Here is a 22,993-nt window from a genome sequence, read left to right on the forward strand (position 1 = left end):
CTCGCCCGCGACGTCGCCTACGCGCTTGATGCCGGCGACGACACCCTTGCCCTGCGGCTCAAGCTGTGGCTCGACGGTGCCTTCGCCCTGGCGCGGACCATCACCACAGCGGCGTCCTCCACGGTGACCACCAAGCGCCGCAAGCTGGAGCGCTCCCTCGGCGACATCCTCGCCGCCCCGGCCACCTGCGACCTGGCGCGCGACATCCAGAACCGGATGCGCCGCGCCCGTGACCAGCTTCTGACCTTCGCGTCCTTCCCCGGGCGGGTCGAGCCAACCAACAATGCCTGCGAGCGCGACCTGCGGCCCGCCGTGATCCAACGCAAGAACACCAACGGCTATCGCGCCATGTGGTCCGCCAAGGGTGAAGCCGCCGTGCGCACCGTAGTGGCTACGGCTCGCATCACCGCAGGCGCGGGCACGTTCAGCACCGTGCTGGGCACCATCGGCGCCTAACGGCGCTCAGCCAAGCCGAGCACCCCGTGGGTAGTTACTCTTGTCATTTCAAATTTAAGCACGAGGCCATCACGTCGGGTTTGCTCGTACCATCTCAAGCCATCGGTAGAGCTGTCTTAGCCCAATGGGTGGGTGGATCGAGACACCATTTTCATCCTTGATGATCAAAAGAGCGTCATTTACCTTTGTAAGGAGTGAATTTAAATTTTTCGGCTTTCCGTTGGCCTTAAGGGCAGCACCCAGTATGAACGGGCGAGCAATATCGATCCGCCGATCTCCTTTTGCTCTTATTGCTTGATTTGCCTTTGAGGTTCCTTCCTGTCTGATAATTACCGACGCAGTCTCCGTGACTTCAAGATGCTTAGATAACGAGATAGTGCTAATTATTAGATTGTATATCTCCGTACATATGTTTTCAGAAAAATTCTCTGACGCATAATCAGTTTTCTCCAGCTTGTCCAAAATCACGAGTAATTTGTCTATCGATTTGGAAAAAGAGATCGTGCTGGGTAACAGGTCTATCGCATCTTTGTCTGAGAGATAGTTGCTCCATTTCTCAGCATCCCTCACAACAGATGCAATTCCTCCACCCATCAGTACTCTGTTATGATCTAACAATGAATTTGCGAGACGATGGAGCTTCTCGCGGCTGATGCTGTAGAGCTCGGATGTTAATCGAGGCGTCGTGTTCAAGGTTCAACTCCTGCAACGACCAACTTAACTCGGTTCGCCCACAATGCGAGCGCCGCCCTTTTCTCGTCGCGGTAGGCTGCGCGATTATAGATCCCAGCGACACCAGCCTTACTGCCTGAAATGTGATTGAGTACCGCCTCGACGACGTGCGGCTTCACCCCGAGGTCTCCCATACGGGTTGCAGCCGTCCTCCTGAGGTCGTGATGGCGCCACGGTACGAGCGCCGCCTTGCTGCCGCGCTCGGCTTTGACTTCTGCCAGCATGCGAGCGTCGAGCTCCGCCTTGGCCTTAGACCAACCTGAGAATGGACCAGTTCGGGCTCCGAAGATGAGGTCACGGTCATCGCGTCGCGTCACGCCACCTAATATCGCCATTGTAGACGGCGGTAAGGGTAGTTCAAGCGGCAGCCCATTCTTCGTTCGTCGCCCAGGAATGGTCCACATGGAGCCCTGCAACTCGCTCCAAGCCATCGCGCCGACCTCCTCGCGTCGGCAGCCCGTCAACGTAAGCAGTTGCACGATGAACCCATAGTCGCCCGCCCCCGCGCACCGCCACACCAGCGCAAGCTCGGCGTCAGTAAGAACGCGGTCGCGTGTCTCGGGCTGGATGGGCCTGTTCGTATCCGCGGTCGGGTTAGCGTGCGCCAAGCCCTCTCCGATCGCCCATCCAAATAGCGAAGACAGGGCGGCACGGGCGCGATCAGCCGAATGCGCGCCGCGCACCTTCGACAATTCGCCGAGTTGCATGGACACCCTGGCGCGGTCGATTTTCGCCACCGCCATCTCAGCCAAGGGCGCCCAGTGGACTTCGAGATAGCGCTTCACGTCGGCGTGGTAATTTGCGCTTTGATGGTTGGCGGCGTGCGCGAGATAATTTGGAACGATGGCGCCCAGCGTGACTGCGGCGCTGGCGCGGGCGGCATGCTTGTCGCTCTGCGGATCCCCGCCGAGGCTTACCTTCGCCAGAGCTTCCTTGGCGCGACGCCGAGCCTCGTCGGGCTCGACCGTTTCCGGCGTTCCAAGAGTGATGCGACGCTGCTTCGTGCCGATACGATACTGCGCGACCCAGGTGCGCTTCCCGCCCGCGCGGATCCGAAGGCCGAAGCCCGGCAGGTCCTCATCAAAAATCAGCGCTTCCGATTTCCCGACCGGCAGGGTGAGTTTGCCAAGGTTACCCTTTGTGAGACGCATGGACCCTTCAGGCACGAGATTGGGAAGCACATGGGAAGCGACATTGTGCTTCCCAGCGATCCCCCATGATGCCGAAGATGAGCGGGTCTGACTAAAAACGCAAGGTTTTTCAGCCCTTATGCGTACTCATGATCTCGAATGCCTACTCACCCCCGGTCATTCGTAATGAGGGGGTCGGGGGTTCGAATCCCTCTTGCGGCACCAGATTTCTCGAGGGAAATCAGTCGGTTCGCGGTCTGTCCCGAAAGCGACGTGGGTCCCATGGTGCATAACGTGGTGCAAAACGTCGTGATTTCAGACTGACGCACTGCCCTCGACAGCCCGCCCGAACCGGCGTTGACTGACCCCATGGACGACACCGGAACGACCCCCGCGCCCGCCGCCCCGCCCGTCACCGACGACGCGATCGCCGAAACATTCCTCGACGCGATCGAGGACCTGCTCGACCTGGACGAGCGCGAGGTGTTGGCTCTCCTGGCCCGCGAGGCCGCCCTCCGGGCCTACGCGGCGGGGACGCTCCCCCGCGAGGACGCGGTCGAGGCGCTCGGCCTGCGCGACCATGCCGACCTGCTCGTGGCGCTCGGCGACGCGGGCCTGACGCCGCCCCGCCCGCCCGCGCACGTCGTCGAGGAGCAGGCCGCGACGTTCGAGGCGCTGTGGCGCGCCGAGGAGCCGACACCGTGACCGACCGTCCGCGCACCCCGCTCGTCGCCTCGCTGCTCGGTGCGTTCCCACGCGTCGAGCCCGCCAACGGGAACGTTCCCTACGTCGAGCGGCTCAACGGTTCGCCACCTGGGTCGAGGCCTCCGCGTCAGTGGCATCCGCTGCCCGTGCTCGACCCCGAGGTCGGGCGGGACGACGCGTGGCGGAGGCTCAGGCTCGATGTGGTGCGGTAGGTCACTCGCCCTCGATCTCGACGCCTGAGGCGCCCTGGTTGATAGCCTCGGCTACGGCCCCGTCGAACATGCGGTGGAACGGGCACAGGCCCTGCTCGTCCTCGTGATTGAGATGGTCGACGAGGTCGCGTGCGAACGCCGCCGCGTCGTTCACCGTGCCACCGTCCTCCGCCCCCAACGCGATCTCCGGCAGGTAGCCGATGGGGACCCGGAACACGATGTGGTCGCCCTCGATGCGGGCCTCGCTGTAAATAAGCTCCGAACTTTGACCCCACACTTTCTCGAGACTAAGCCATTGTAAGACAACAGGGAAACCTACCTTGGGGTGGGGTCACGGTCGGCGCCGATCGCGACCCCACCCTGAACGACGAATTACTGAGTTCTGGTAAGCAGTTAATTGCGAAACTGAGAGGGGTCAAAGTTCAAAGCTTATTTACAGCTCGGTGCGAAGCGGGCCCTCAAGCCGCAGCAGGTGTGGGCCATCCGGTTCTGGCTCGACAGCAAGAAGCGCATGCGTGATTGCGCCATGTTCGACTTCGCGATCGACAGCAAGCTGCGCGGTTGCGACATCGTCAAGATCAAGATCGGTGACCTCGTCCTAGGCGGCCGCGTCCGGTCCCGCGCCATCGTGGTCCAGCAGAAGACGAAGCGGCCCGTGCAGTTCGAGCTGCTCGACCACGCCCAGGCGAGCCTGAAGGCGTGGCTGGAACGCCGGGGAGGCGCGGTGACCGACTACGTGTTCCCGAGCCGGATCGACCACGCCAAGCCGATTAGCACGCGCCAGTACGCCCGGCTCGTGGAGGAGTGGGTCAACGGGGTCGGCCTCCGGCGCGAGGACTACGGCACGCACTCGCTGCGGCGGACCAAGGCCGCCATGATCTACAAGCAGACGGGCAACCTGCGCGCCGTGCAGATCCTGCTCGGGCACACCAAGATCGAGAGCACGGTTCGCTACCTCAGTGTCGACGTCGAAGATGCCCTGACGCTCGCGGAACGGACCGAGATCTGACCCTCGGGCAGCCGAGGTGATGGTGACTTCGGCTGCCTCGACCGCCGTAGGGGTCGCTCCTGTCCAGAAGGGTGGAGAGCAGTCCGTCCGTACCTGAGGCCACACAAGCGGAAGCAGACGGAGGCTCGTGTAGGACGACGGGATTGCGACCTGGTGTTCCGGTTCAGGCCATCTCCCGATATAAACGGCCGACTGCGACATTGCGGCTTTTCCGAGCCGTAATGTAGGACGATTAGGAGTTTAGAGACTCATCAGGTTGATCCTGGCTCAAGTTCAGCCCGGACGGCTACCCATGAATGCGCTTGCGATTGAGAAACCCTGGGATCCCCGGTCGCTCCGGTTGCCACAGCTGATCACAGCTCTGCAGAGTTCCCTTCTGCTTAAAATGCTGGTGCCGATCTGCCTCGTGGTTGCCGCCATGGTAATCGCCATCAGCATCTACACGCCGAAGGCCGTCGTCGACACGGCATTGGAAGAGGCCGTGGTCAAGGGCTTGCAGACGGCCGACCAACTCAGGGCTTTGCGCGCCTTCTACTCCGAAAATGTCGTGTCCAAAGCCGTCAAAGACGGCGCGAAAGCCTCGGCAAGCTACAAGAACGATCCCTCAGCTATCCCTGTCCCGACCACCTTCATCCTCGATGTCGCCCAGGCTTTCAGCAACGATCAGGTCAAGGTCGGCCTCGTCAGCCCTTTTCCCTGGCCGACGCGGGCCGGCCGCGTGCTCGACGACTTTCAACGCGAGGCTTGGGACAAGCTCTCCCTCGATCCTGGTGCCCATTTCGAACGTCGCGAGGTCGTCAACGGGCGCGAGGTGCTGCGCGTCGCGGTCGGGGACCGCATGGATGCGAGCTGCGTCGCCTGCCACAACTCGAACGCCCAATCCCCCAAGCGAGACTGGAAGGTTGGTGACGTGCGCGGCATCATCGAGGTGGTCCGCCCCATCGATCAGATCACGCGAGGCGCTCAGGCCTTATCCTGGCATCTGGTGGTCGGCATCTCGGTCGCCGGCATCGCACTCTTCGCCGCACTCTCCGCTCTGGGGCTGCAACTGGTCCGTCCCCTGCGCGATCTGGCGGGTTCAATCAACAACATCGCGAGGGGGCGCCTGCACGAGCGCGTCCCCCACACGGCGCGGGTCGACGAACTCGGCATCGTGGCGCGCGCTCTTATGAACATGCAGGAGCAGACCAACGAGCGCATGCGGGCGGAGGAACAGATCAGCCACATGGCGCACCATGATGCGCTGACCGGGCTCCCCAACCGCGTCCTGTTCGGATCGGAACTCGAGCGCGCTCTATCGGAGTGGCTTCCGGACGAGACCGTGGCGGTGTTTTGTCTCGACCTCGATCGGTTCAAGCAGGTCAACGACACGCTCGGCCATCCGGTCGGTGACGCTCTGCTCAGGGCCGTCGCCGACCGCCTGCAATCTTTCGTCTCGGACAGGATCCTGGTGGCGCGGCTCGGCGGAGACGAGTTCGCAGTCATCCAGGTCGGTGCGGAGCAGCCCCACGAGAGCACCGACCTGGGCGAACAAATCATCGCGCGCTTGAGCGAGCCGTATGAGATCCGGGGATACCAGATCGTGATCGGAGCCAGCGTGGGAGTGTCGCTGGCGCCCCACGATGGGGATGGAGCGGACGATCTGCTCAAGAACGCCGACCTAGCCCTGTACCGCGCCAAGACGGAAGGGCGTGGAACACTTCGCTTCTTCGAACCCGGCATGGATGCTCAGATGCTCGCCCGACGCGAGCTGGAACTCGACCTGCGCCGCGCTCTCGTCAACCGCGAGTTCGAACTCTACTATCAGCCGCTCGTCAACATCGACAGCGATGCCATCTGCGGCTTCGAAGCCCTGATCCGCTGGAACCACCCGACACGCGGCATGGTGTCTCCCGTCGAGTTCATCTCTTTGGCCGAAGAGGTTGGTGAGATCGAATCGATCGGCGCCTGGGTTCTTAAGACGGCCTGCCGCGAGGCGGCGACTTGGCCAGAGGAGATCAAGGTCGCCGTCAACTTGTCGCCCCTGCAGTTCCGCAGCGGCTCCCTGGTGCTCCACGTCATGTCGGCCCTGTCTGCTTCTCGATTGAAGGCTGAACGCCTGGAGCTGGAGATCACCGAAGGTCTGCTCCTGCAGGACACCGAGGCCACGCTCGCCACGTTGCATCAGTTGCGCGATTTGGGGGTGCGCATCTCCATGGATGATTTCGGTACCGGCTATTCGTCGCTCAGCTATCTCCGCAAGTTCCCGTTCGACAAGATTAAGATCGACCGTTCCTTCGTGCGCGACCTCGCCGAGACCGACGGGTGCATGGCGATCGTCCGGGCCGTGATGGATCTCGGGTACGGCCTCGGCATGTCGACCACCGCGGAAGGCGTGGAGACGGCCGAGCAACTCGCTCACCTGAAGCGCGAGGGTTGCGTGGAGGCGCAAGGCTACCTCATCAGCCCTCCCCGCCCGGCCAGTGCCGTCGCCGAAATGCTGTTCACCCAGCTTTTGAGCGGCAAGAGCGTCGCATGACATCGCGGAAGCGCGGCGCATCGCCCTCCTACAGCGATCCCTTCATCCTTTCCGATCTCCGGGGACGTACGCAACGCCCCGGTTCCAAGCCATAGATGCGAGAAGTCTGAGGACATGACCCCGAAAACGATCCTACTGCTGTTCCATGTCCTTGGCGTCGTCTGCGGCGTCGGCGGCGTCCTAATGCTGGACATCGATCTCGTGCGTCTTCTGCGAGGCTCCAGAGTCACGGCACAGAACGTGGCCCTGACGAGGTTCGTCTCCACCTTCGTCAAGGCCGGGCTTGTCGTCGTCTGGTTGTCGGGGCTGCTGATCATCGCCATCGCGCCGGACGGCCCGGCCTCCGTGCTCGCCAATCCCAAGCTTCAGGCCAAGTTGGTCGTCGTGGTCGTGCTCACGATCAATGCTCTCTTCATCGAAACGCTCGCGCTGCCGCTCATCGTCCGCAACATCGGCAGGCCGTTGTTCGAAGGAGTCGATCAGATCCGGCGTTCGGTCGTCCTCGGCTGTGGCGCAGTATCGACATTGAGCTGGCTGTTCCCCGTCGCGCTCGGGTTGGCGCGCGAGCTGAATGGGGTCGTCCCGGCCCAGATCATCCTGACCGATTACGCGCTTCTGCTCGCCATTCTCGCCATCATCATGCAGGTGGCGGGTCGACTGTGCTACCGGCCGAAGCGCGACGCCGTCGTCGGCGGATTAGGGGCGCCTCCTACGGTCGCGGATGCCGGCCATCTCCCGCCTGCCTTCCCCTCCGCCGTCAATCGCATGTTCGATGAAAAGATGATTGATGGGCGGAGCGTCAGAGCCGATCTTCCCCCATTGGGCGGCTCGTACCAGATTGCACGTCAGGCGGGGCGCGACGCCACCCGCACCTCGGTGTCACCGGAGCAGGTGATACGCGAATTTGCGTCGCTCGGTTCGGAGGCGGAGCGCTGGCAGTACCGCAGCGGTTTGTTTGAGGCCTTGACGGCGAGGGGCGGATCCGGTGCGGACGCCGACCGCCTGCTGGAAGTCGTCGCAATGGACGAAGCGCTTCATCGCAAGATCGCCGCCGTGGCCCCGGACGAGGCCGCCCGCGGCGCCTTCTCGTCCACGGTGGAGCAGGTCCGCCGACGGTCCGAGGATCGGATGTGGGCCAAGGTGAGGGACTGGCACGCGTCCATGGTGACGCTGAACGCCGGCGAACCTCATGTCGGCACGGATGGGGCGACACCGCGAAGTGCAGTCATGGGGTGAAGCTGGTGGTGAGTCCTGAGGTTCTCGAGCGACAGGGCGAAGCGCCACAGGGTGGTCCCGAGATCCTCGCCCGGAGGCAGGCGGGATCATTCGCACCACGCCGCCCGAAGAAGCAGAGGAGAGACGCTTCGAGGATGCTCCGACAACGAATCCCTTCCATGCATGAGCGTCTGCTTCGGAGCGAAGCGCAACCTGCGTTGTACAGCCGCGATGGGTCGAGAGCAGCCCCGAGCGATCGCTACAAGAAGATGCGTTCCGAGCTCACGGCACTCTCTGATAAGCTCATCACCAAGGTCGAGAGCGTCATGCGCCCGTGACCAGCGTATCGATCCGCAGGGGAAGGTCCCGCAGCCGTTGGCCCGTGGCGTGGTAGACGGCGTTGGCGACCGCCGCGGATGTCCCGACGATGCCGATCTCACCGATGCCCTTGATGCCGAGCGGGTTCACCTGGCTGTCTTCCTCCGGCACCATGATCACCTCGACATCCACCACGTCGGCGTTCACCGGGACGAGATAGTCGGCCAAGTTGGTGTTGACGTAGCGTGCCGCATTGGCGTCGATCTCGGTCTCCTCGTGCAGCGCGGAGCCGATGCCCCAGATCATGCCGCCCATGTACTGGCTGTGGGCCGTGCGGGTGTTCATGATGCGGCCGGACGCAAAGGCGCCGACGATGCGGGGGACGCGGATCTCGCGGGTTCGGGCGTGGACCCGCACCTCGACGAACTGCGCCCCGAAGGCGAACTGGATGCGGTCCTGGAGCTTGGCGCCGCCGGTCGGCTGGGCGGCGCCGCGATACAGCATCCCCATCGCGCCCTTGGGGGCGCCGTGCGGCACCCATTCGGCATATTCCTGCACCGAACCCATGCCGCGCTCCTTCAGGGCGGCGACGAGGTCGCCCGTCGGTGTCGTGCCGTCGGACAGCCTCGCCCGAATGGCGTCGCAGGCCTGGGCGATGACCGAGCACACGCTCGCGGTCGAGATCGAGCCGCCCGCCACGGGGGCCGGCGGAAGGTCCGTGTCGCCGAGCAGCACAGTCACGCGCCCGACTGGCAGGCCGAGCCGCTCCGCCGCCACCTGCGCCGCCACCGTATAGAGGCCGTTGCCGATCTCGTGGCCGGCGGTCTCGACGCGCGCCGTGCCGTCCGGGAACAGGCTGACGCGGGCGGAGGCCGCTGCCATCTGGGTCGGATAGGCCGAGGTCGCGCAGCCCCAGCCGACCAGCCAGTCGGCGTCGCGCATGGAGCCGGGCCGTGCGTCGCGCTTCGCCCAGCCGAAAGCCTCCGCTGCCCGATCGAAGCAGGGAATGAGGGCACGGCTGGTGTAGGGCAGGCCCTTGATTGGATCCTTCATCGTGTCGTTGACGCGCCGCAGCTCGACTGGGTCCATGGCGAGAGCCACCGCCAGTTCGTCCATGGCGCTTTCGAGCGCGAAGAAATAGGGCGTCTCGGCCGGCGCCCGCATGAAGCCGGGCGTCGACCGGTCCGCCCGCACGATCGTGACGCTGCTGGCGATGTTGGGGCAGGCATACATGCGCGTCGAGGCGTCGGTGCCCGCCACCGCGTAAGGATCCGGCCGCGACGTCACCTCAAAGCCGTCGTGGCTCAGCGCCTGGAGCCGGCCGTCGCGTGACGCGCCGAGCCTCACCCTGTGCTTGGTCTCGGACCGGTAGGTGGCGACCGTGAAGCCCTGCTCGCGCGTCGGCACGAGCTTCACCGGCCGGCCCAGCTTGCGGGCCGCGACAGCCACGAGGGCCGTCCGCTGCGTCAGGCCCCCCTTGGAGCCGAAGGCGCCCCCGACGTAGGGGCTGACCACCCGAATCTGGCTCGGTTCGATCCCGAGCTGGGCCGCGAGGCCGTTCTTGATGCCGTAGACGTTCTGGCTCGGCTCGTGGACGGTGAGCTGTGCGCCGGTCCAGGAGCACTGGGTGGCGAAAAGCTCGATCGGGTTGTGGTGCTGGGCCGGGGTCGAATAGCTCACGTCGACCGTCACGGGAGACGACGCATAGGCGCCCGCGAAGTCGCCGACCTTCGGGTCGTCGTGCTTCTTGTTCTGCGTCGCCAGCTCCTGGTCCACGGCGCCGGGCGACGCGAAGGTCGCCGAGGGCCGGTCGATCTCGTAGTCGACCAGGACGCGATGCGCGGCGTCGCGCGCGACCTCGTAGCTGTTGGCGAGCACGACCGCGATCGTCTGCCCCCCGTAGGCGATCTCGGGCGAACCGAGCGGCAGGACGCTGTTCGACGCCGGGCCGCCTTCCGTGAAGAACTTAACGGGCCGGATCGCGTCGCCGATGTTGCCGTGCGTCAGGATGTCGAGCACGCCCGGCAGGGCGCGGGCTTCCCGGAGATCGAAGGATCTGACGCGCCCCTTGGCGATGGCGCTGGTCACCAGGAACGCGTAGGCGACATCCGGCAGGGCGACGTCAGACGCGTAGAGGGCGCTGCCCGTCACCTTGGCGCGGGCGTCGTAGCGTGGCACGGGCTCCCCCATGTTGCTCTTCGGGGCGGGCGCTTCCACGAGGGTCGAGAAGACGGCGTCGGCCATGGTCAATCCTCCAGCGTCGCGGCTTGCAGCAGGGCGCGCACGACGGTCCTCTGACCCAGCGCGACCTTGTAGGCGTTGTGCTCGCGCGGCTTCGATCCCGCGAAGGCGATCCGGGCCGCATCGGCGGCCGTGGCCTCGTTGATCGGCTTCCCTGCCAGCGCGGCTTCAGCGTCGCGCGCGCGCCACGGCGTGGTGGCGACCCCGCCGAGCGCGATCCGGGCCTGCCGGACGACGCCCCCCTGCAGGTCGAGCGCGACGGCCGCCGAGGCGAGGGCGAACTCGTAGGACTGCCGGTCGCGGATCTTCAGGTAGAGCGACCGCCGCGTCCAGGGGCCGGGCGGGACCGACAGGCCGGTGATCAGGTCGCCCGCTGCCAGCGTGGTCTCGACATGCGGGGTTGACCCGGGCAGCCGGTGCAACGCCGCGAACGGGATGGTGCGGGGGCCCGCGGCTCCGACGATGTCGACCGTGGCGTCGAGCGCCATCAGGGCCTGGGCGAAGTCCCCCGGGTAGGTGGCGATGCAGGCTTCGCTGGCCCCGAGCACCGCGTGCTGCCGGTTCACCCCGTCCAGCGCCGCGCATCCCGATCCAGGGTTCCGCTTGTTGCAGGCCGACCAGGACGTGTCGCGGAAATAGTTGCAGCGCGTACGCTGCAGGACGTTGCCGCCGAGCGTCGCCATGTTGCGCAGCTGCGCGCTGGCGGCGAGCGTCAGGCTCTGCGCCAGGACAGGGTATCGCGCGACGATCTCGGGGTGGTCGGCCGCGGCCGACATCTTGACCAGCGCGCCGAGCTTCAGTCCTGCGTCGGTGACCGTGATGGTCCCGTGCCGCGCGTCGAGGACGGTGATATCGGTGACGCGCGCGGGCTGCATCACGTCGAGCTTCATCAGGTCGAGCAGGGTCGTACCGCCAGCGAGGTACTCGGCGTCCACGCGGCCCTGCACGAGCGGAGCATCTGCGGAGGTCGCGAGAGCGCTGGCCGCGAGGTCCGCGGATGTGGCGCGGTCGTAGAGGAACGGGCGCATCGGTTCAGCCCTCCATCTGAAGCTTCGCCTGGCGCACGGCCGCGACGATGTTCGGGTAGGCGGCGCAGCGGCACAGATTGCCGCTCATGTATTCGCGAATGGCGTCGTCGTTGCCCGCATGGCCCTCCTTCACGCAGCCGATCGCCGACATGATCTGGCCCGGGGTGCAATAGCCGCACTGGAAGGCGTCGTGATCGACGAAGGCCTGCTGCATCGGGTGCAGCGGACCGTCGGCGCGGGCGAGGCCCTCGACCGTGGTGACCTCCCGGCCCTGCGCGGCGACAGCGAGGGTGAGGCACGCCAGGGTGCGCCGGCCGTCGACCAGCACCGTGCAAGCGCCGCACTGGCCGTGGTCGCAACCCTTCTTGGACCCGGTGAGCCCGATGTGGTCGCGCAGGGCGTCGAGCAGCGTCGTCCGCACGTCGAGGCCCACGCGGTACATCTCTCCGTTGATCGACAGCTTCACGTCGACCGGAGCCTGCGGGTCCGGGGGTGGCATGGTCTGGGCTGCGGCCTGTCCCGCCGCAGCAACTCCCACCAGGGGGAAGGCCGCCGTCGAGGCCGTGGCTCCGAGGAACCGCCGTCGGCTGACAGATGCCGGGCGCTCGTCGTCACTGTGGTTCGTCATGGCGGCCTCCGCAGGGTGCCTCGACAGATCAATGCGGACTAGAGCCCGCGACCGGCCGGCGCATGTCGCCCCCAGCTGGATCCCGAGCCTATCCTTCTTTGGAGCGTTTCCAAGGCGGACTGGTCCGGGTCATGGCCGCCTGCCATCCCTCATCGGCCGCGACTTCGCCGTGCGTAGATCGTCAGTCGGGATGTCGGCTACATACACCGCGCCGTGGCGTGGTCCGTCGACACTGGTGATGCGACGACCCGCCGATGCTCACCGGCGACCAGATCCGGTTCGAGCCGGCGAAGGCTGTCGGGCAGGCCGGGACCGGTCCTGACCGTGATGCGGCGGCGAAAGCTCAAAGCGCCGGAGCCGTCGACAGGATGAGGCTCTGCCACCCAGCGAGTTGGACGACGGGCACGCCGGGCGCCGGGCCGGTCCCAGCCTCGCTCGACAGCAGGACCTCGCCCGCGAGGACGCCAGGGGGAAGGCGGTAGGCGATCGGCTCGCGGCCGAAGTTCATCAGCACGAGGCAGGCCGCATCGGGGAGCGTGCGGGTGTAGCCGAACACGACGGGGTGGTCCGGGTCGATGTCGCGCCAAGCGCCATGGACCAGGGCCGGCACGCGCTTTCGCAGAGCGATGAGGCACCGGTAGAACAACAGGACGGAGTTCGGGTCGGCACCCTCGCCGGCGGCGTTGACGGTAACAGCGTCGGGGTTGACCGGTAGCCAGGGCCTGCCCGTCGTGAAGCCCGCCTGCAGCCCGGCGGTCCACTGCATCGGCGTGCGGGCGTTGTCGCGACCGGTGTGGCGCAACGCGTCAAGTGCCACGGCGGCCGGAACGGCGCCGCTCTCGATCCGCTCCCGCCATTCCCGTTTCGCCCGCACGTCCTCGATCTGCTCGATGGACGTGAACGGGTAGTTCGCCATGCCGAGTTCCTCGCCCTGGTATACGAAGGGTGTCGCGCGCTGGGTCAGCAACAGCGTGGCCAGCACTTTGGCGGATCTCGTGCGCCAGGCCAGGTCGGGGTCGCCGAAGTGCGACAGGCTGCGCGGCTGGTCGTGGTTCTCCAGGTAGGACGCGACCCAGCCGTCGTCGCCTGCGGCGCGGTCGCGCTCGGCGATGATGCGGCGCATGGCGGGCAGCAAGGCCGACGGCGACTCGACAGTTCGCGCGAGGCCGACCAGCGCGAAGGTGAACACCATGTCGAGCTCATGGCGGCGCGCATCCGTCAGCGTCCGCGCCCCCTCGGCCGACACGCCGCCGGCCTCGCCGACCGTCATGGCGTCGGTGTGGCTCAGCACCTCCCGGTCCATCTCCCGCAGGTAGTCGTCGCGGTGCGGGCCGTCAGCGTAGACGCGCGTGGGATCGCGGAGTTCGTCCGGCGTCAGGTCGGGCAGGCCGGGCTGCTTCGAGATGAAGGTGATGGCGTCCAGCCGGAAGCCAGACACGCCCCGGTCGAGCCAGAAGCGCATGATGTCGTGCACCTCGGCGCGGACCCTCGGCTCGTCCCAATTGAGGTCGGGCTGCTGCGGCGCGAACAGGTGCAGGTAGTACTGACCGGTCGTGTCGTCGCGCGTCCAGGCCGGGCCGCCGAAAAGGGACGGATAGTTGCTGGGCGGCCCGCCGTCGCGGCCGTCGCGCCAGATGTAGAAGTCGCGGCCGGGCGCGTCGCGGGCGCTCCGGCTCCGCTCGAACCAGGGATGCTGGTCCGAGGTGTGGTTGACCACGAGGTCGACGATGAGGCGAATGCCGCGCGCTTTCAGCCCCGCCACCAGCGCGTCGAAGTCCGCCATGGTGCCAAACAGCGGCGACACCGCCCGGTAGTCGCTGACGTCGTAACCGTTGTCGACGTTCGGGCTGGGGTAGTGCGGACAGAGCCACACCACGTCGACGCCGAGCGCCGCGATGTAGTCGAGCTTCGACACGATGCCCGGCAAGTCGCCGACACCGTCGCCGTCCGAGTCCATGAAAGAGCGGGGGTAGATTTGGTAGACGACCGCTTCCTTCCACCAGCGCCAAGTCTCGTTGCCAACTGCCTCGGCCTGCGCCAACAGCAGGCCTGGTCGCCCCGCGAAGGCGAGCCCGGCCAGGGGCACGGCGATGAGGCGGAGGACGTCGCGGCGTGTGGGCATCATCAAGTCGAGAAGTTTCGGCCTTCAATGCGGAGGGCTTGGGTCGGGTACCATCGATGACACGTCGGGTCAGCTTTGGCGCAAGGCGAGGCCGGCCCGATACGCCCGAGATGGCTCGCCACCGGCGTCACCCAGATTGGCAGAGGCCTTCCCTTCGTACGTCCTCATCGAGCCATCGTCCTGTTCTCCCCATGGCCGACCTGGCCATGGGAGGATGGCATCATGGGACAATCAGAACACGATCCGGACGCGAAGGGGAAACCTGCCTGGAACGCCGGGCGTAAGCTCGGGGCCAAGCGAGCCCTCAAGCCGCAGCAGGTCTGGGCCATCCGGTTCTGGCTCGACAGCAAGAAGCGCATGCGCGACCGCGCCATGTTCGATCTCGCGATCGACAGCAAGCTACGAGGCTGCGACATCGTCAAGATCAAGATCGGTGACATCGTCCTGGGCGGGCGCGTCCGTTCCCGCGCCATCGTGGTCCAGCAGAAGACGAAGCGGCCGGTGCAGTTCGAGCTGCTTGACCACGCCCAGGGTAGCCTGAACGCGTGGCTGGAGCGCCGGGGAGGCGCGGTAACCGACTACGTATTCCCGAGCCGGATCGACCATGCCAAGCCCATCAGCACGCGCCAGTACGCCCGGCTCGTGGAGGAATGGGTCAACGGTGTCGGCCTCCGGCGTGAGGAGTACGGCACGCACTCACTGCGACGAACCAAGGCGGCCATGATCTACAAGCAGACAGGCAACCTGCGCGCCGTGCAGATCCTGCTCGGGCACACCAAGATCGAGAGCACCGTTCGTTACCTCGGCGTCGATGTCGAAGACGCCCTGGCGCTCGCGGAGAAAACGGAGATCTGAAATCTGCGCGGCCCGACGAGGCGCACGTCGAGGCTGCGCAGCCTACCTCACCCAGGGCCGATGGTGGCTCGGCTCCGACGGCAGGCGAGGAAGGGTGGACAGCAGACCGGCTGGTTTGGGGTATGTCGCGGGTCAGGGCGGACGTTCAATGGCCGGCGAGTGCTTGAGGCACGTCAGGGCTCGTGCGATGTGCTGTTCATCGTCGAGGGCTTCGGACTTCTCGACGCAGGCGACCTGGACGTCGCCGTCGAGGCTTTGGAGACGGTCCAGGGCATCGGCCGCAAGGCGTCGTCCCCCATGTCGCGGCCATGATGGAGCGCATCGCGATCCAGAAACTGCACCAAAACTGCGGAAGAGCCCGGAATACCCGGCCGGCTTCGTCGGAATACGCACCCAGGTCAGGGTCACCAAGCGGGGTAGCGGAAGGAGCCTCGTGGAGGTGCAGGCCGCCTGAGCACCTCCGGGCTCGCCATGCGCGCCGGCCCTTCCGATCCGAGGTGAAGCGCCCATCGAAGCCCTCCACCTCACCTGGCCTCTCAGGCTACGGCCAATGACTGGGGGCCTGACAGAAAAATGCGCATCCTGAATTTTTTATCAATTAATGTGTCGTAGATTGCGGCTGACGGAAAGGTATTTATTATCGCAAAAAAAAATTTAGATTGGTCCTATTCTATTCCCGTCCTCTGGCTTCCGGGGCGGGACCCTGCTAGCCAACGCACAGTCGCGAACCCCGTCTCCATCGGTAGTCACACATTGGATATTAGCGATCTCAGGACGATTGCTGCGGGCGCGGTCGTCCACGCGGAAGTCTGCATCGTGGGATCCGGGCCAGTGGGTCACGCAGTCGCGTCCGAGCTCGCCCTTGCCGGCATCTCGGTTGTCGTCATCGAGAGCGGCGGGCGAGAACCCGATGCATGGGTCGACAGCCTGAACGAGGTCGAGAACGTCGGTGCGCCTCGCGTCGTCGATCAGAGGCTCGTCCGCAACCGCGGCCTCGGGGGCTCCTCCCGCACGTGGTCCGGCCGCCTTGCGGCCTTCGACAACGCCGACTTTGAGCGTCGGCCCTGGGTGCCCGGATCCGGATGGCCGATCGCTCGGCCCGAGATGGCCCGGTTTCTGGCAGCCGCCGCTACCCACCTTGGGGGGGTCGTCGGGGACAACTTGGCGCCCGGCCATGTCGACGGCATCCTGGCCCGCTCCATTCGCTTCGACGGAGGGCCGCTCGTCGACTATTTGTGGTCTTACAGTCGGCATGACTCGCGTTCGCGCGACTTCAGGCGCTTTGCCACCGTCGCCGAAGCCCCCGTGATGGCGGGCGTTCGATGCCTTCTCAACGCCACCGTCACGCAGGTCGAGGTTACGGCGCAGGCCGACACCGTCATAGGCCTTGAGGTCGGAGGCTTGGACGGGCGTTTCCGTCGCGTCTCGTCTCCAGTCGTCGTGCTCTGCGCGGGAGGCATAGAGAACGCGCGCCTTCTCCTCGCCTCCGACCGCGTCGTGCGAGGCGGACTCGGCAATGCCCATGACCAGGTGGGCCGCCATCTGATGGACCACCAGCGCGGCCCCGTGGCCCGCTTCCGCGAGGCCGACATCGACGCGGCCCAGCGAACTTTTGGATCGTTCCGCAGGGTTTTGGACGGCACCCCAACCGTTCTCACCCGCGGCGTTGCCTTCTCCCGCAACCATCAGCGTGACCGGGGTCTCCTCAACGCCGCCGCTTGGCTGAACGGGCGCGTGTCGCCCGAGGACCCCATCGACGCCCTCAGCCGCATGGGCAGAATGCGCGGCGACAGTATCCGCGATGCCATCACCCTCGCCCGCGGAGCACCCCGATTGGTGCAGGCCGCTGCGCGCTTTACCCTTGGGCGTAGCCCCGTACGCCGCATGCTGGGGCTTGACCTCGAATGCATGGTTGAGGTCTCGCCCGACCCCGACAGCCGCATCACTCTCTCGAACAGGCGCGACGTGCTCGGAGTGCCTATATCGCGCGTCGACTGGCGGGTCGGCGAGCGCGAGGCTAGGACTCTCCAAGCAATGGCGCACACTTTCATGCGCGAGTCCGCTCGCTTGGGCCTCCCCGTGCCCCAGCCCACGGAGGAGGTCGACGACGGCGTTGTTCCGGCATCCTTTCTCGACGTCGCCCATCCAACCGGCGCTACCCGCATGTCGTCCGATCCGGCCACCGGAGTTGTCGATACGGATTGCGCCGTTTTCGGCATCCGCGGCCTCTTCGTCGCGGGGTCGTCCGTTTTCCCGAGCTCGGGACACGCTAATCCCACCCAGACCGCGGTGGCCCTGGCTATCCGCCTCGCCCGTCACATCGCATCCGACAAGTCCGACAATTCAAGCTGGCGGACGCCGTCGGACGCCGTTGCGACCGCAAGTTCCTGACCTGTCAGCGCAGGTAGGGCCACGGATCTTTTCGTAATCGACATGCTATTGGTCCGACAGCGCAAGGCGATCGCTATGGCAGTGCGGAACGGCGGCCAGCTCGGGCTGGTTCTGAGAACGCCTGATGCCGTCGTCGGTGAAGATCATGCCCGCATGGCGCCCCCCTCACGGCTTTGCTTCGTCCGCCTCGATCACGTTCATCACGATGGTGGGGAATTATTGGGTGTTCACAGTGACTCCCGACGGGCGTCAGGCTGCGAGATGGGTCAAGGTCGCCCGCTGCTCGTCGGTGCTGCCGGCCATGGTTTCGAGCGTCATGTAGCGGTGCTGGAGCTGCCACTCGTCGTTCTGTTCGAGCAGGATGGCTCCGACGAGCCGCGTGATGGTCCTTCCCATAATGTTGCCGAACGTGCTCTGGGGCAACTGTTCCGCTTAAGCCTGGATGCGGAGTGTCACCACCGGTCGGTGCTGTTGACCCCGGCACGCGGAACACCACCTCGATCTGGTCGCGATCGATCCCGATGTACTTCACCAGAGCACGAATGACATCTCGTCGTCCTTGCCAATCGAGTCGGTCCATCCGGGCTCGGTCGAAGGAGGCCTACCTTGAAATCATCGAGCGCCTTCGACGGGAGGGCGTGGACGGGGTGATCCTCGGCTGCATGGAGCTCACGCCGCTGCTCGGTCCGTCCGACACCACCCTGCCCATATCCAACACGACCGGTATCCACGCCGGGGCGGGGATGGAGTTCATCATCGGGAGCGCGTCAATAAATGGATGACGGGGCCCGCACGGCCGGGATCGGTGCGGCCGCAGGCGGGGCTGGGGCAGGTGAGACGCCGCCCGGCCATCGACGCCCGCGCGTCTCGACATGGACGTCCTCGGAATCGATCGAGCGAGGCGACGACTGCCCTGAAAGAGGCGACAGAGACTCCCGCCCCGATAACGGCATCCGAGCGCGACATTGTGGTAGGCGCCGCCCGGATCCGCGGAGCGACGCCGAATGGGAGGCGGATGCTCGATCCGATGCAGGTCTCATGCGACATCATACTGGATCCGTGAGATTAGGCCGGGGCGTAGTTTTTGGGCCACCAGGCGAAGTTTGTGCGCGAGCTGATCTCAGGTTGGCGGGTGGTGAGGTCGGTGCACCGCTCGGTGATGGTTTCGATGAGCCTGGTCAGGGTGGGGACGAACGTGTTGACGATGGGCTCGTCCACGGGCGTCCAGAGCGTCTCGGCGGGCTGCAGTTCGGGACTGTAGGGCGGCAGGTAGAAGAGTCTGATGCCGTCCGGCACGGCGAGGTTGGGCAGGGTGTGCCAGCCGGCATTGTCGAGCAGCAGCACGACGCGCTTCTCGGGACCGGCGCCGACCGCGCGTGCAAAGGCGTCGAGCAGGTCGGCGAACAGCGGCTTGGACACGGTGTCGGTCAGGTACCACACCGTTTCGCCCGTGGCCGGGCCCACGAAGGCGGTGACATAGAGCCACTGGAAGCGGTGGTGGCCGAGGGCTGTCGGACGCTGCCCCTTGGGGGCCCACACCGCGCGCAGCACCGGCTTCAGGCCGAGGCGGTGCTCGTCGGTGCAGAACACCTCGACGGCGACGCCGGGGTGGGCGGCGGTTTCCTCGGCGACGGCGTCCGCCAGCTTTTTTTGAACGCCGTCGCCTCTTCGGCCGTGGCGGACTTCGGGTTCTTGGGCCGCGGCCGCTGCAACGACCAGCCGAGCGCTTTCAGCGCCTCCCAGCCGCGCTGGGGCAGCACGCGCTCCAGCCCCAGATGGGTCGCCATCACCTGTGCCACCTTGCGGCTCGACCACAGCCCGCCGTCGGGCGGCGGCTCGGCCAGCCGCAGCCGCACCACCTCCAGCACCTCCGCTGTCAGCAGGCTTGGCTTGAGGCCGTTATGCCGCCGCCCGTTGGCCAGAGCGTCGGGCCCGGACGCGTTGGGGCGCTCCAGCAACTGCTCGACCCAGCGCGTCCCGAAAGCCGTCACCTTGGACGTCGCTCCGACCGTATGGCCCTGCGCCAACAACCAGATCACCTGCACGTGACGGGCCTCGACCGGATCAGGGCAGGTCCTGAAACGTCTCCTAGTTCCGGGATGTCCAGGTGATCCGCGACGCGCCTCATGGCACAGCCCTCCAGAAGGGCCTCAGCCTAAACCCGTCTCGGGGCAGCGGGAATCCGCTCCCAGCGAGTCAATGTCGCGGATCCGGTATCAATCAGGCCGTTCGTTCGCCACGCATCTCTGCAGATGGTTAATTTGGCGCATGCCGCGCGAAGCAACTTTCAGTGGGACTCGTTCTTTCCCGAAGGAGATCCAAACGGTGTCAACGTGGGTAACTAGGAAAAGCTATGCAAAAATATATGAACGGTCGACCCAAAATTATCATTTGTTGCCTCACGTTGGGGGCGTCGGCAAGCGGCATATCACCCGCAGAATCTCGTGAAATCCAGGTAAATGGACTACCATGCAATGAGTTATGCCAAGCCTGGTTAGGCTATGACACGCACGGGAGTATTACTAGGTCTATCTCTGAGAATATCCACCCCGTGGTGCGATTACCTGTTCAGAAAGGCCGATTGACGACAGCAGAGCCGCTGAGGTCACATCGGCCTAAGACGGAGGTTGTTAAAACCGATTTTCATACACCTATCGCTGAGCGGCCCACCCTAGAGCCGCCAAAGGTTGTGGTGTCACCGGAGCATGTGCGATCTCAGGTTAAGGTCGCGCGAGAGACCAAACCTTTGCCCGTTAGTCGACCCACGGCCTTAAGCAAGCCCCCGACGCTGGTGGTCACAATTCCCGCACCTCTGACACCTCGACCTTCTAAGCTCGCTCCCCAACCTACCGAAGCTGCCACTGTACCGGACAGGGATACAAGAAGGGCCGCATCGCTCGATCCCTCGCCGCCAGCAGCGCCCGAACGATCGGTCGACACGACGTCAACGATTGACAAGCCTTACCTCCAGAAGAATCCGGCACGGGGCGCACCTCCGACAAGCGCTCTCGCGTCGACGCCAGCTTCGCCTTTGAAATCGCGCATGGCTGCAGCTTCTCCGATCGACGATGGGCGTAAGCAGCCATCGAACACAAGTGCATCAACAACACCGTCGATCGCTGGCGAGACGTTGAAACTGCCGAGCAGTCCTGTACCTCTACAACTAGAGCCAGCATCACAGGTAGCGACCGTCGAGGCAGCACTACCATCTTCGGTTGCTAAGGAAAGCGCTCCACGAACCGATGGTCGGCAGAGCAAGGACATGCAAGAGGGCGCGCTTCAACCATCCCGATCCTCGGCGGGCGACTCTTTGTCCGTGAAGATCGGCCAAGTCAGCGCAGAGCCGCGTGGCACGGACGTTCACGTCGTGGTGGTCAACGTGCTACCAAAGGAAATGAAAGACATCGACGTGCGGTGCAGAGCGCGCGATGCACAAGGGCTGCAGGTGGCGGAGGTTTCTACCCGCATCGCCAACGTCGCACCATCCGATGTCACGTTTGAGCGAATCCTCTTTCCCTCTGAGATCACGCCCAAGGACAATACGTTCACCTGTGAAGTTGAAAAGATGGCGGCTACTGATATCGCGACGCCATAGGAAAATTATCAGTCGCATACCGCTCTGTCGGAGTTCGGCTGCACAAAATCGGTGCCCGACAAGCGCCTTTCCCCTTTGGCGCGAGGATACGATGGCGAATGAAATCGGCAAGAGGTGAAGCAGTATGGCGAACTCCGATTCGAGCACCGCTATGGGCGATAGGGTTCGCATCGGCCGTCCTTCAGCGGGCACGCAGCCCGGGGGACAGCAGACTATCATCGCGAGTATGCAGAAGTTCATGCGCTCCACACCTCTCACGAATGTCCAAAGGCTTCAGATCGCCGAATATGCAGGGGTGACCCCCGCACTGATCAGCTACTATTTTCCTGACAAGCTTGACCTGATCATCGTATCGGCTTCCCCGCTGATATCAACCTACATCGACCGCGTCGGCAACATTATCAATGACTACTCAGATCTAATGGATAGGTTTCGATCGCTCGGGCACGAGTTCATAGACTTTAATTTTAAGTCTGGTTACGCCCTCGATTATTACATCGATGCTACCATGCGCAGAAAAAGGAGCGATGAGATCGCGGAAATGTCTAGGCAGTATGGTGATCTATTTTCGTTCATGAAAAAATTTGTCGAGGAACGGACGGTTCGGGCAATTGATCCAGCTTTCCTCCATTCTTCGCTCTGGGCCCAGTGCAAATATCTCGGGCGACAGCCTCATCTCCTCAACATCACAGATCAAGACGAGGCCGCGTTTGCCGTTAAGAAACTCAGCGAAGAGACTTTCAAGCTGTTCACGAAAGGCCTCCTTGGTTGACATTGCAGGAAAAAGCTCGATCGATTCTCTATTAGTTGCAGGGTGTATCCCACAGCCCCTTCGCTGTCGACATCATCCCCTTCCCCCGACCGTCGATCAATATCGAGCACAAGGTGGCTGACATGGCTAAAGCGTTCATCTGCCTTCACCACAACCGCGAGAAACTCCAGGACTATGTCTGCTCTCTTCTTCAGAACTGGAAAGTGAAAGTTTACGCCTCGATGGACGATGTCTTCGATCATCTGTGGGAAAGCGGAGACGACGTCGATCTTATCATCTCTGAGCCGGCCAACTCCTTCCAGGAAGAGTTGTTCAACGCGGCTGAGCACTGGCCCAACCTCCTGTTCGTAGCCGTTTTTGATGAGGTGGACCGCCCCATCAAGTGTCCAGACAACGTTGTCCTTTTGAGGAGCCAAGACGTGCAAAAAGAGATCCTTTCACGGATCGACCATTGGGGAAAGCGACACAGTTTCCTGCACCTCAATCACAACTCAACAAATTGACAGGGGAGTCGAATCGTTTTGAGTCACGCACCAAGGGCGCTTTTAGTTCCCCAAGGACTTCTGGCGACACCCTATGCATTGTGCATAATGCACTGAACTTCGCCCCTGTCCCTACCCAGATCAATCCGCTACAATTGCGAAAGAATTCGATCTTGGGGTGAGGTCAAGATCGGCGCCGATCATTCCCCACCCCAAACAGCGAGCTTATGAATATCTACAATCGACTGAATACGGAACTTAGGCGGCGAATTTCAGCGATTACCTTCGCCTATCGCGGCCTCGACCCTCTTTGGGGGCGCGGCCGAGGAGTAGGACGGGTCCGCATCGGCTCGGTGTTGGAACTCGGCTCCTCGCTGGTACCGCGCTTCATCCGACATTCCGCGACCCGCATAGCAAGTCCGTCCATCGCAGGTCGGCGTTCGTTGGTCTGCATCGGTTGACGAACGTCTGCTTCCGAGCTGACCTGATCGGATCAGAAACGCCCGGGATCACGTCCGTCAAGGTGGTGGAGTTTGGTCTGGTGCTCACCGCGGCTCCTGACGGGTCTCAGGCTGCGATGTGGG

22 protein-coding genes and 1 pseudogene are annotated in these 22,993 nt (G+C 64.3%); 13 read left to right on the plus strand and 10 right to left on the minus strand.

All coding sequences use genetic code 11. The features are described 5' to 3' along the window. On the plus strand, nucleotides 1-456 hold a 456-nt coding region (locus tag D3273_RS24395), incomplete at its 5' end, for an IS66 family transposase (RefSeq protein WP_165359663.1). A 69-nt stretch (nucleotides 457-525) separates the two neighbouring features. On the opposite strand, the gene D3273_RS24400 is transcribed toward D3273_RS24395, so the two are convergent. Both D3273_RS24400 and D3273_RS24405 read right to left on the minus strand, forming a co-directional pair. Next, a complete protein-coding gene (locus tag D3273_RS24400; protein ID WP_129229574.1) occupies nucleotides 526-1,149 on the minus strand; it encodes a hypothetical protein in 624 nt (207 codons plus the stop codon). Beyond that, the gene (locus D3273_RS24405; RefSeq protein ID WP_129229575.1) at nucleotides 1,146-2,339 is read right to left on the minus strand and encodes a tyrosine-type recombinase/integrase; all 1,194 of its coding nucleotides are present in this window, start codon (nucleotides 2,337-2,339) and stop codon (nucleotides 1,146-1,148) included. The genes D3273_RS24400 and D3273_RS24405 overlap by 4 nt, the downstream gene beginning before the upstream one ends. Before the next feature lie 348 nt (nucleotides 2,340-2,687). On the opposite strand from D3273_RS24405, the gene D3273_RS24410 reads away from it, so the two are divergent. Beyond that, nucleotides 2,688-3,023, plus strand: coding sequence for a hypothetical protein (locus D3273_RS24410; protein ID WP_129229576.1), 336 nt, complete (start codon nucleotides 2,688-2,690; stop codon nucleotides 3,021-3,023). Next, entirely contained in the window at nucleotides 3,020-3,235 is a 216-nt protein-coding gene (locus D3273_RS24415) for a hypothetical protein (RefSeq protein WP_129229577.1), read from the plus strand. Before D3273_RS24410 ends, D3273_RS24415 begins: the two co-directional genes overlap by 4 nt. 1 nt (nucleotide 3,236) lies before the next feature. Here the strand turns inward: D3273_RS24415 and D3273_RS24420 are convergent, their stop codons facing one another. Then, a complete protein-coding gene (locus D3273_RS24420; protein WP_129229578.1) occupies nucleotides 3,237-3,512 on the minus strand; it encodes a hypothetical protein in 276 nt (91 codons plus the stop codon). 195 nt (nucleotides 3,513-3,707) lie between these two features. Between D3273_RS24420 and D3273_RS24425 the strand changes: the two genes are divergently transcribed. The 3 genes from D3273_RS24425 to D3273_RS24435 all read left to right on the plus strand — a co-directional run bounded on the left by D3273_RS24425 (nucleotide 3,708) and on the right by D3273_RS24435 (nucleotide 7,998). Then, on the plus strand, nucleotides 3,708-4,244 hold the full coding sequence (locus tag D3273_RS24425; RefSeq protein WP_129229579.1) for a tyrosine-type recombinase/integrase: 537 nt from the start codon (nucleotides 3,708-3,710) through the stop codon (nucleotides 4,242-4,244). 292 nt (nucleotides 4,245-4,536) lie between these two features. Next, nucleotides 4,537-6,762: an EAL domain-containing protein gene (locus tag D3273_RS24430; protein WP_129229580.1), complete on the plus strand. Its 2,226-nt coding sequence runs from the start codon at nucleotides 4,537-4,539 to the stop codon at nucleotides 6,760-6,762. A 114-nt stretch (nucleotides 6,763-6,876) separates the two neighbouring features. Next, the gene (locus D3273_RS24435) at nucleotides 6,877-7,998 is read left to right on the plus strand and encodes a hypothetical protein (protein ID WP_129229581.1); all 1,122 of its coding nucleotides are present in this window, start codon (nucleotides 6,877-6,879) and stop codon (nucleotides 7,996-7,998) included. Between the two features lie 303 nt (nucleotides 7,999-8,301). Here D3273_RS24435 and D3273_RS24440 read toward each other — a convergent pair whose 3' ends face one another. From D3273_RS24440 to D3273_RS24455, 4 genes are all read right to left on the minus strand, one after another. Beyond that, complete coding sequence (locus tag D3273_RS24440; protein WP_245501373.1) at nucleotides 8,302-10,539, minus strand: xanthine dehydrogenase family protein molybdopterin-binding subunit; 2,238 nt, start codon at nucleotides 10,537-10,539, stop codon at nucleotides 8,302-8,304. A gap of 2 nt (nucleotides 10,540-10,541) precedes the next feature. Continuing rightward, on the minus strand, nucleotides 10,542-11,564 hold the full coding sequence (locus tag D3273_RS24445; protein WP_129229582.1) for an FAD binding domain-containing protein: 1,023 nt from the start codon (nucleotides 11,562-11,564) through the stop codon (nucleotides 10,542-10,544). A 4-nt stretch (nucleotides 11,565-11,568) separates the two neighbouring features. Continuing rightward, entirely contained in the window at nucleotides 11,569-12,192 is a 624-nt protein-coding gene (locus D3273_RS24450; protein WP_129229583.1) for a (2Fe-2S)-binding protein, read from the minus strand. Nucleotides 12,193-12,535: 343 nt separating this feature from the next. After that, nucleotides 12,536-14,314, minus strand: a complete 1,779-nt coding sequence (locus D3273_RS24455) for an alpha-glucosidase (RefSeq protein ID WP_129229584.1) — start codon at nucleotides 14,312-14,314, stop codon at nucleotides 12,536-12,538. Nucleotides 14,315-14,536: 222 nt separating this feature from the next. Between D3273_RS24455 and D3273_RS24460 the strand changes: the two genes are divergently transcribed. From D3273_RS24460 to D3273_RS24470, 3 genes are all read left to right on the plus strand, one after another. Next, on the plus strand, nucleotides 14,537-15,169 hold the full coding sequence (locus D3273_RS24460; RefSeq protein ID WP_129229585.1) for a tyrosine-type recombinase/integrase: 633 nt from the start codon (nucleotides 14,537-14,539) through the stop codon (nucleotides 15,167-15,169). 189 nt (nucleotides 15,170-15,358) lie between these two features. After that, the gene (locus tag D3273_RS30060; protein ID WP_428977803.1) at nucleotides 15,359-15,481 is read left to right on the plus strand and encodes a hypothetical protein; all 123 of its coding nucleotides are present in this window, start codon (nucleotides 15,359-15,361) and stop codon (nucleotides 15,479-15,481) included. Nucleotides 15,482-15,922: 441 nt separating this feature from the next. After that, nucleotides 15,923-17,560 (plus strand): GMC oxidoreductase, encoded by a 1,638-nt coding sequence (locus tag D3273_RS24470; RefSeq protein WP_129229586.1) that lies wholly within the window; start codon nucleotides 15,923-15,925, stop codon nucleotides 17,558-17,560. A gap of 249 nt (nucleotides 17,561-17,809) precedes the next feature. On the opposite strand, the pseudogene D3273_RS24475 reads toward D3273_RS24470, so the two are convergent. After that, nucleotides 17,810-17,947 (minus strand): annotated as a pseudogene (locus D3273_RS24475) (IS256 family transposase); the annotation flags it as partial. A gap of 251 nt (nucleotides 17,948-18,198) precedes the next feature. On the opposite strand from D3273_RS24475, the gene D3273_RS28475 reads away from it, so the two are divergent. After that, nucleotides 18,199-18,342: a hypothetical protein gene (locus D3273_RS28475; protein ID WP_165359664.1), complete on the plus strand. Its 144-nt coding sequence runs from the start codon at nucleotides 18,199-18,201 to the stop codon at nucleotides 18,340-18,342. A gap of 283 nt (nucleotides 18,343-18,625) precedes the next feature. On the opposite strand, the gene D3273_RS24480 is transcribed toward D3273_RS28475, so the two are convergent. Continuing rightward, complete coding sequence (locus D3273_RS24480; protein WP_245501375.1) at nucleotides 18,626-19,204, minus strand: IS630 family transposase; 579 nt, start codon at nucleotides 19,202-19,204, stop codon at nucleotides 18,626-18,628. Further along, on the minus strand, nucleotides 19,117-19,605 hold the full coding sequence (locus tag D3273_RS29425) for a winged helix-turn-helix domain-containing protein (RefSeq protein ID WP_245501374.1): 489 nt from the start codon (nucleotides 19,603-19,605) through the stop codon (nucleotides 19,117-19,119). The genes D3273_RS24480 and D3273_RS29425 overlap by 88 nt, the downstream gene beginning before the upstream one ends. Before the next feature lie 998 nt (nucleotides 19,606-20,603). On the opposite strand from D3273_RS29425, the gene D3273_RS24485 reads away from it, so the two are divergent. The 3 genes from D3273_RS24485 to D3273_RS24495 all read left to right on the plus strand — a co-directional run bounded on the left by D3273_RS24485 (nucleotide 20,604) and on the right by D3273_RS24495 (nucleotide 22,430). Next, nucleotides 20,604-21,155 carry a hypothetical protein gene (locus tag D3273_RS24485; protein ID WP_129229588.1) on the plus strand — a complete coding sequence of 184 codons (552 nt, stop codon included), beginning with the start codon at nucleotides 20,604-20,606 and terminating at the stop codon, nucleotides 21,153-21,155. A gap of 124 nt (nucleotides 21,156-21,279) precedes the next feature. Beyond that, the gene (locus D3273_RS24490; protein ID WP_129229589.1) at nucleotides 21,280-21,927 is read left to right on the plus strand and encodes a TetR/AcrR family transcriptional regulator; all 648 of its coding nucleotides are present in this window, start codon (nucleotides 21,280-21,282) and stop codon (nucleotides 21,925-21,927) included. Nucleotides 21,928-22,049: 122 nt separating this feature from the next. Further along, complete coding sequence (locus D3273_RS24495; RefSeq protein WP_129229590.1) at nucleotides 22,050-22,430, plus strand: hypothetical protein; 381 nt, start codon at nucleotides 22,050-22,052, stop codon at nucleotides 22,428-22,430. The last annotated feature ends 563 nt before the right edge of the window (nucleotides 22,431-22,993 follow it).

The sequence above is a fragment of the Lichenibacterium minor genome, from assembly GCF_004137685.1.
Taxonomy (GTDB): Bacteria; Pseudomonadota; Alphaproteobacteria; order Rhizobiales; family Beijerinckiaceae; genus Lichenihabitans; species Lichenihabitans minor.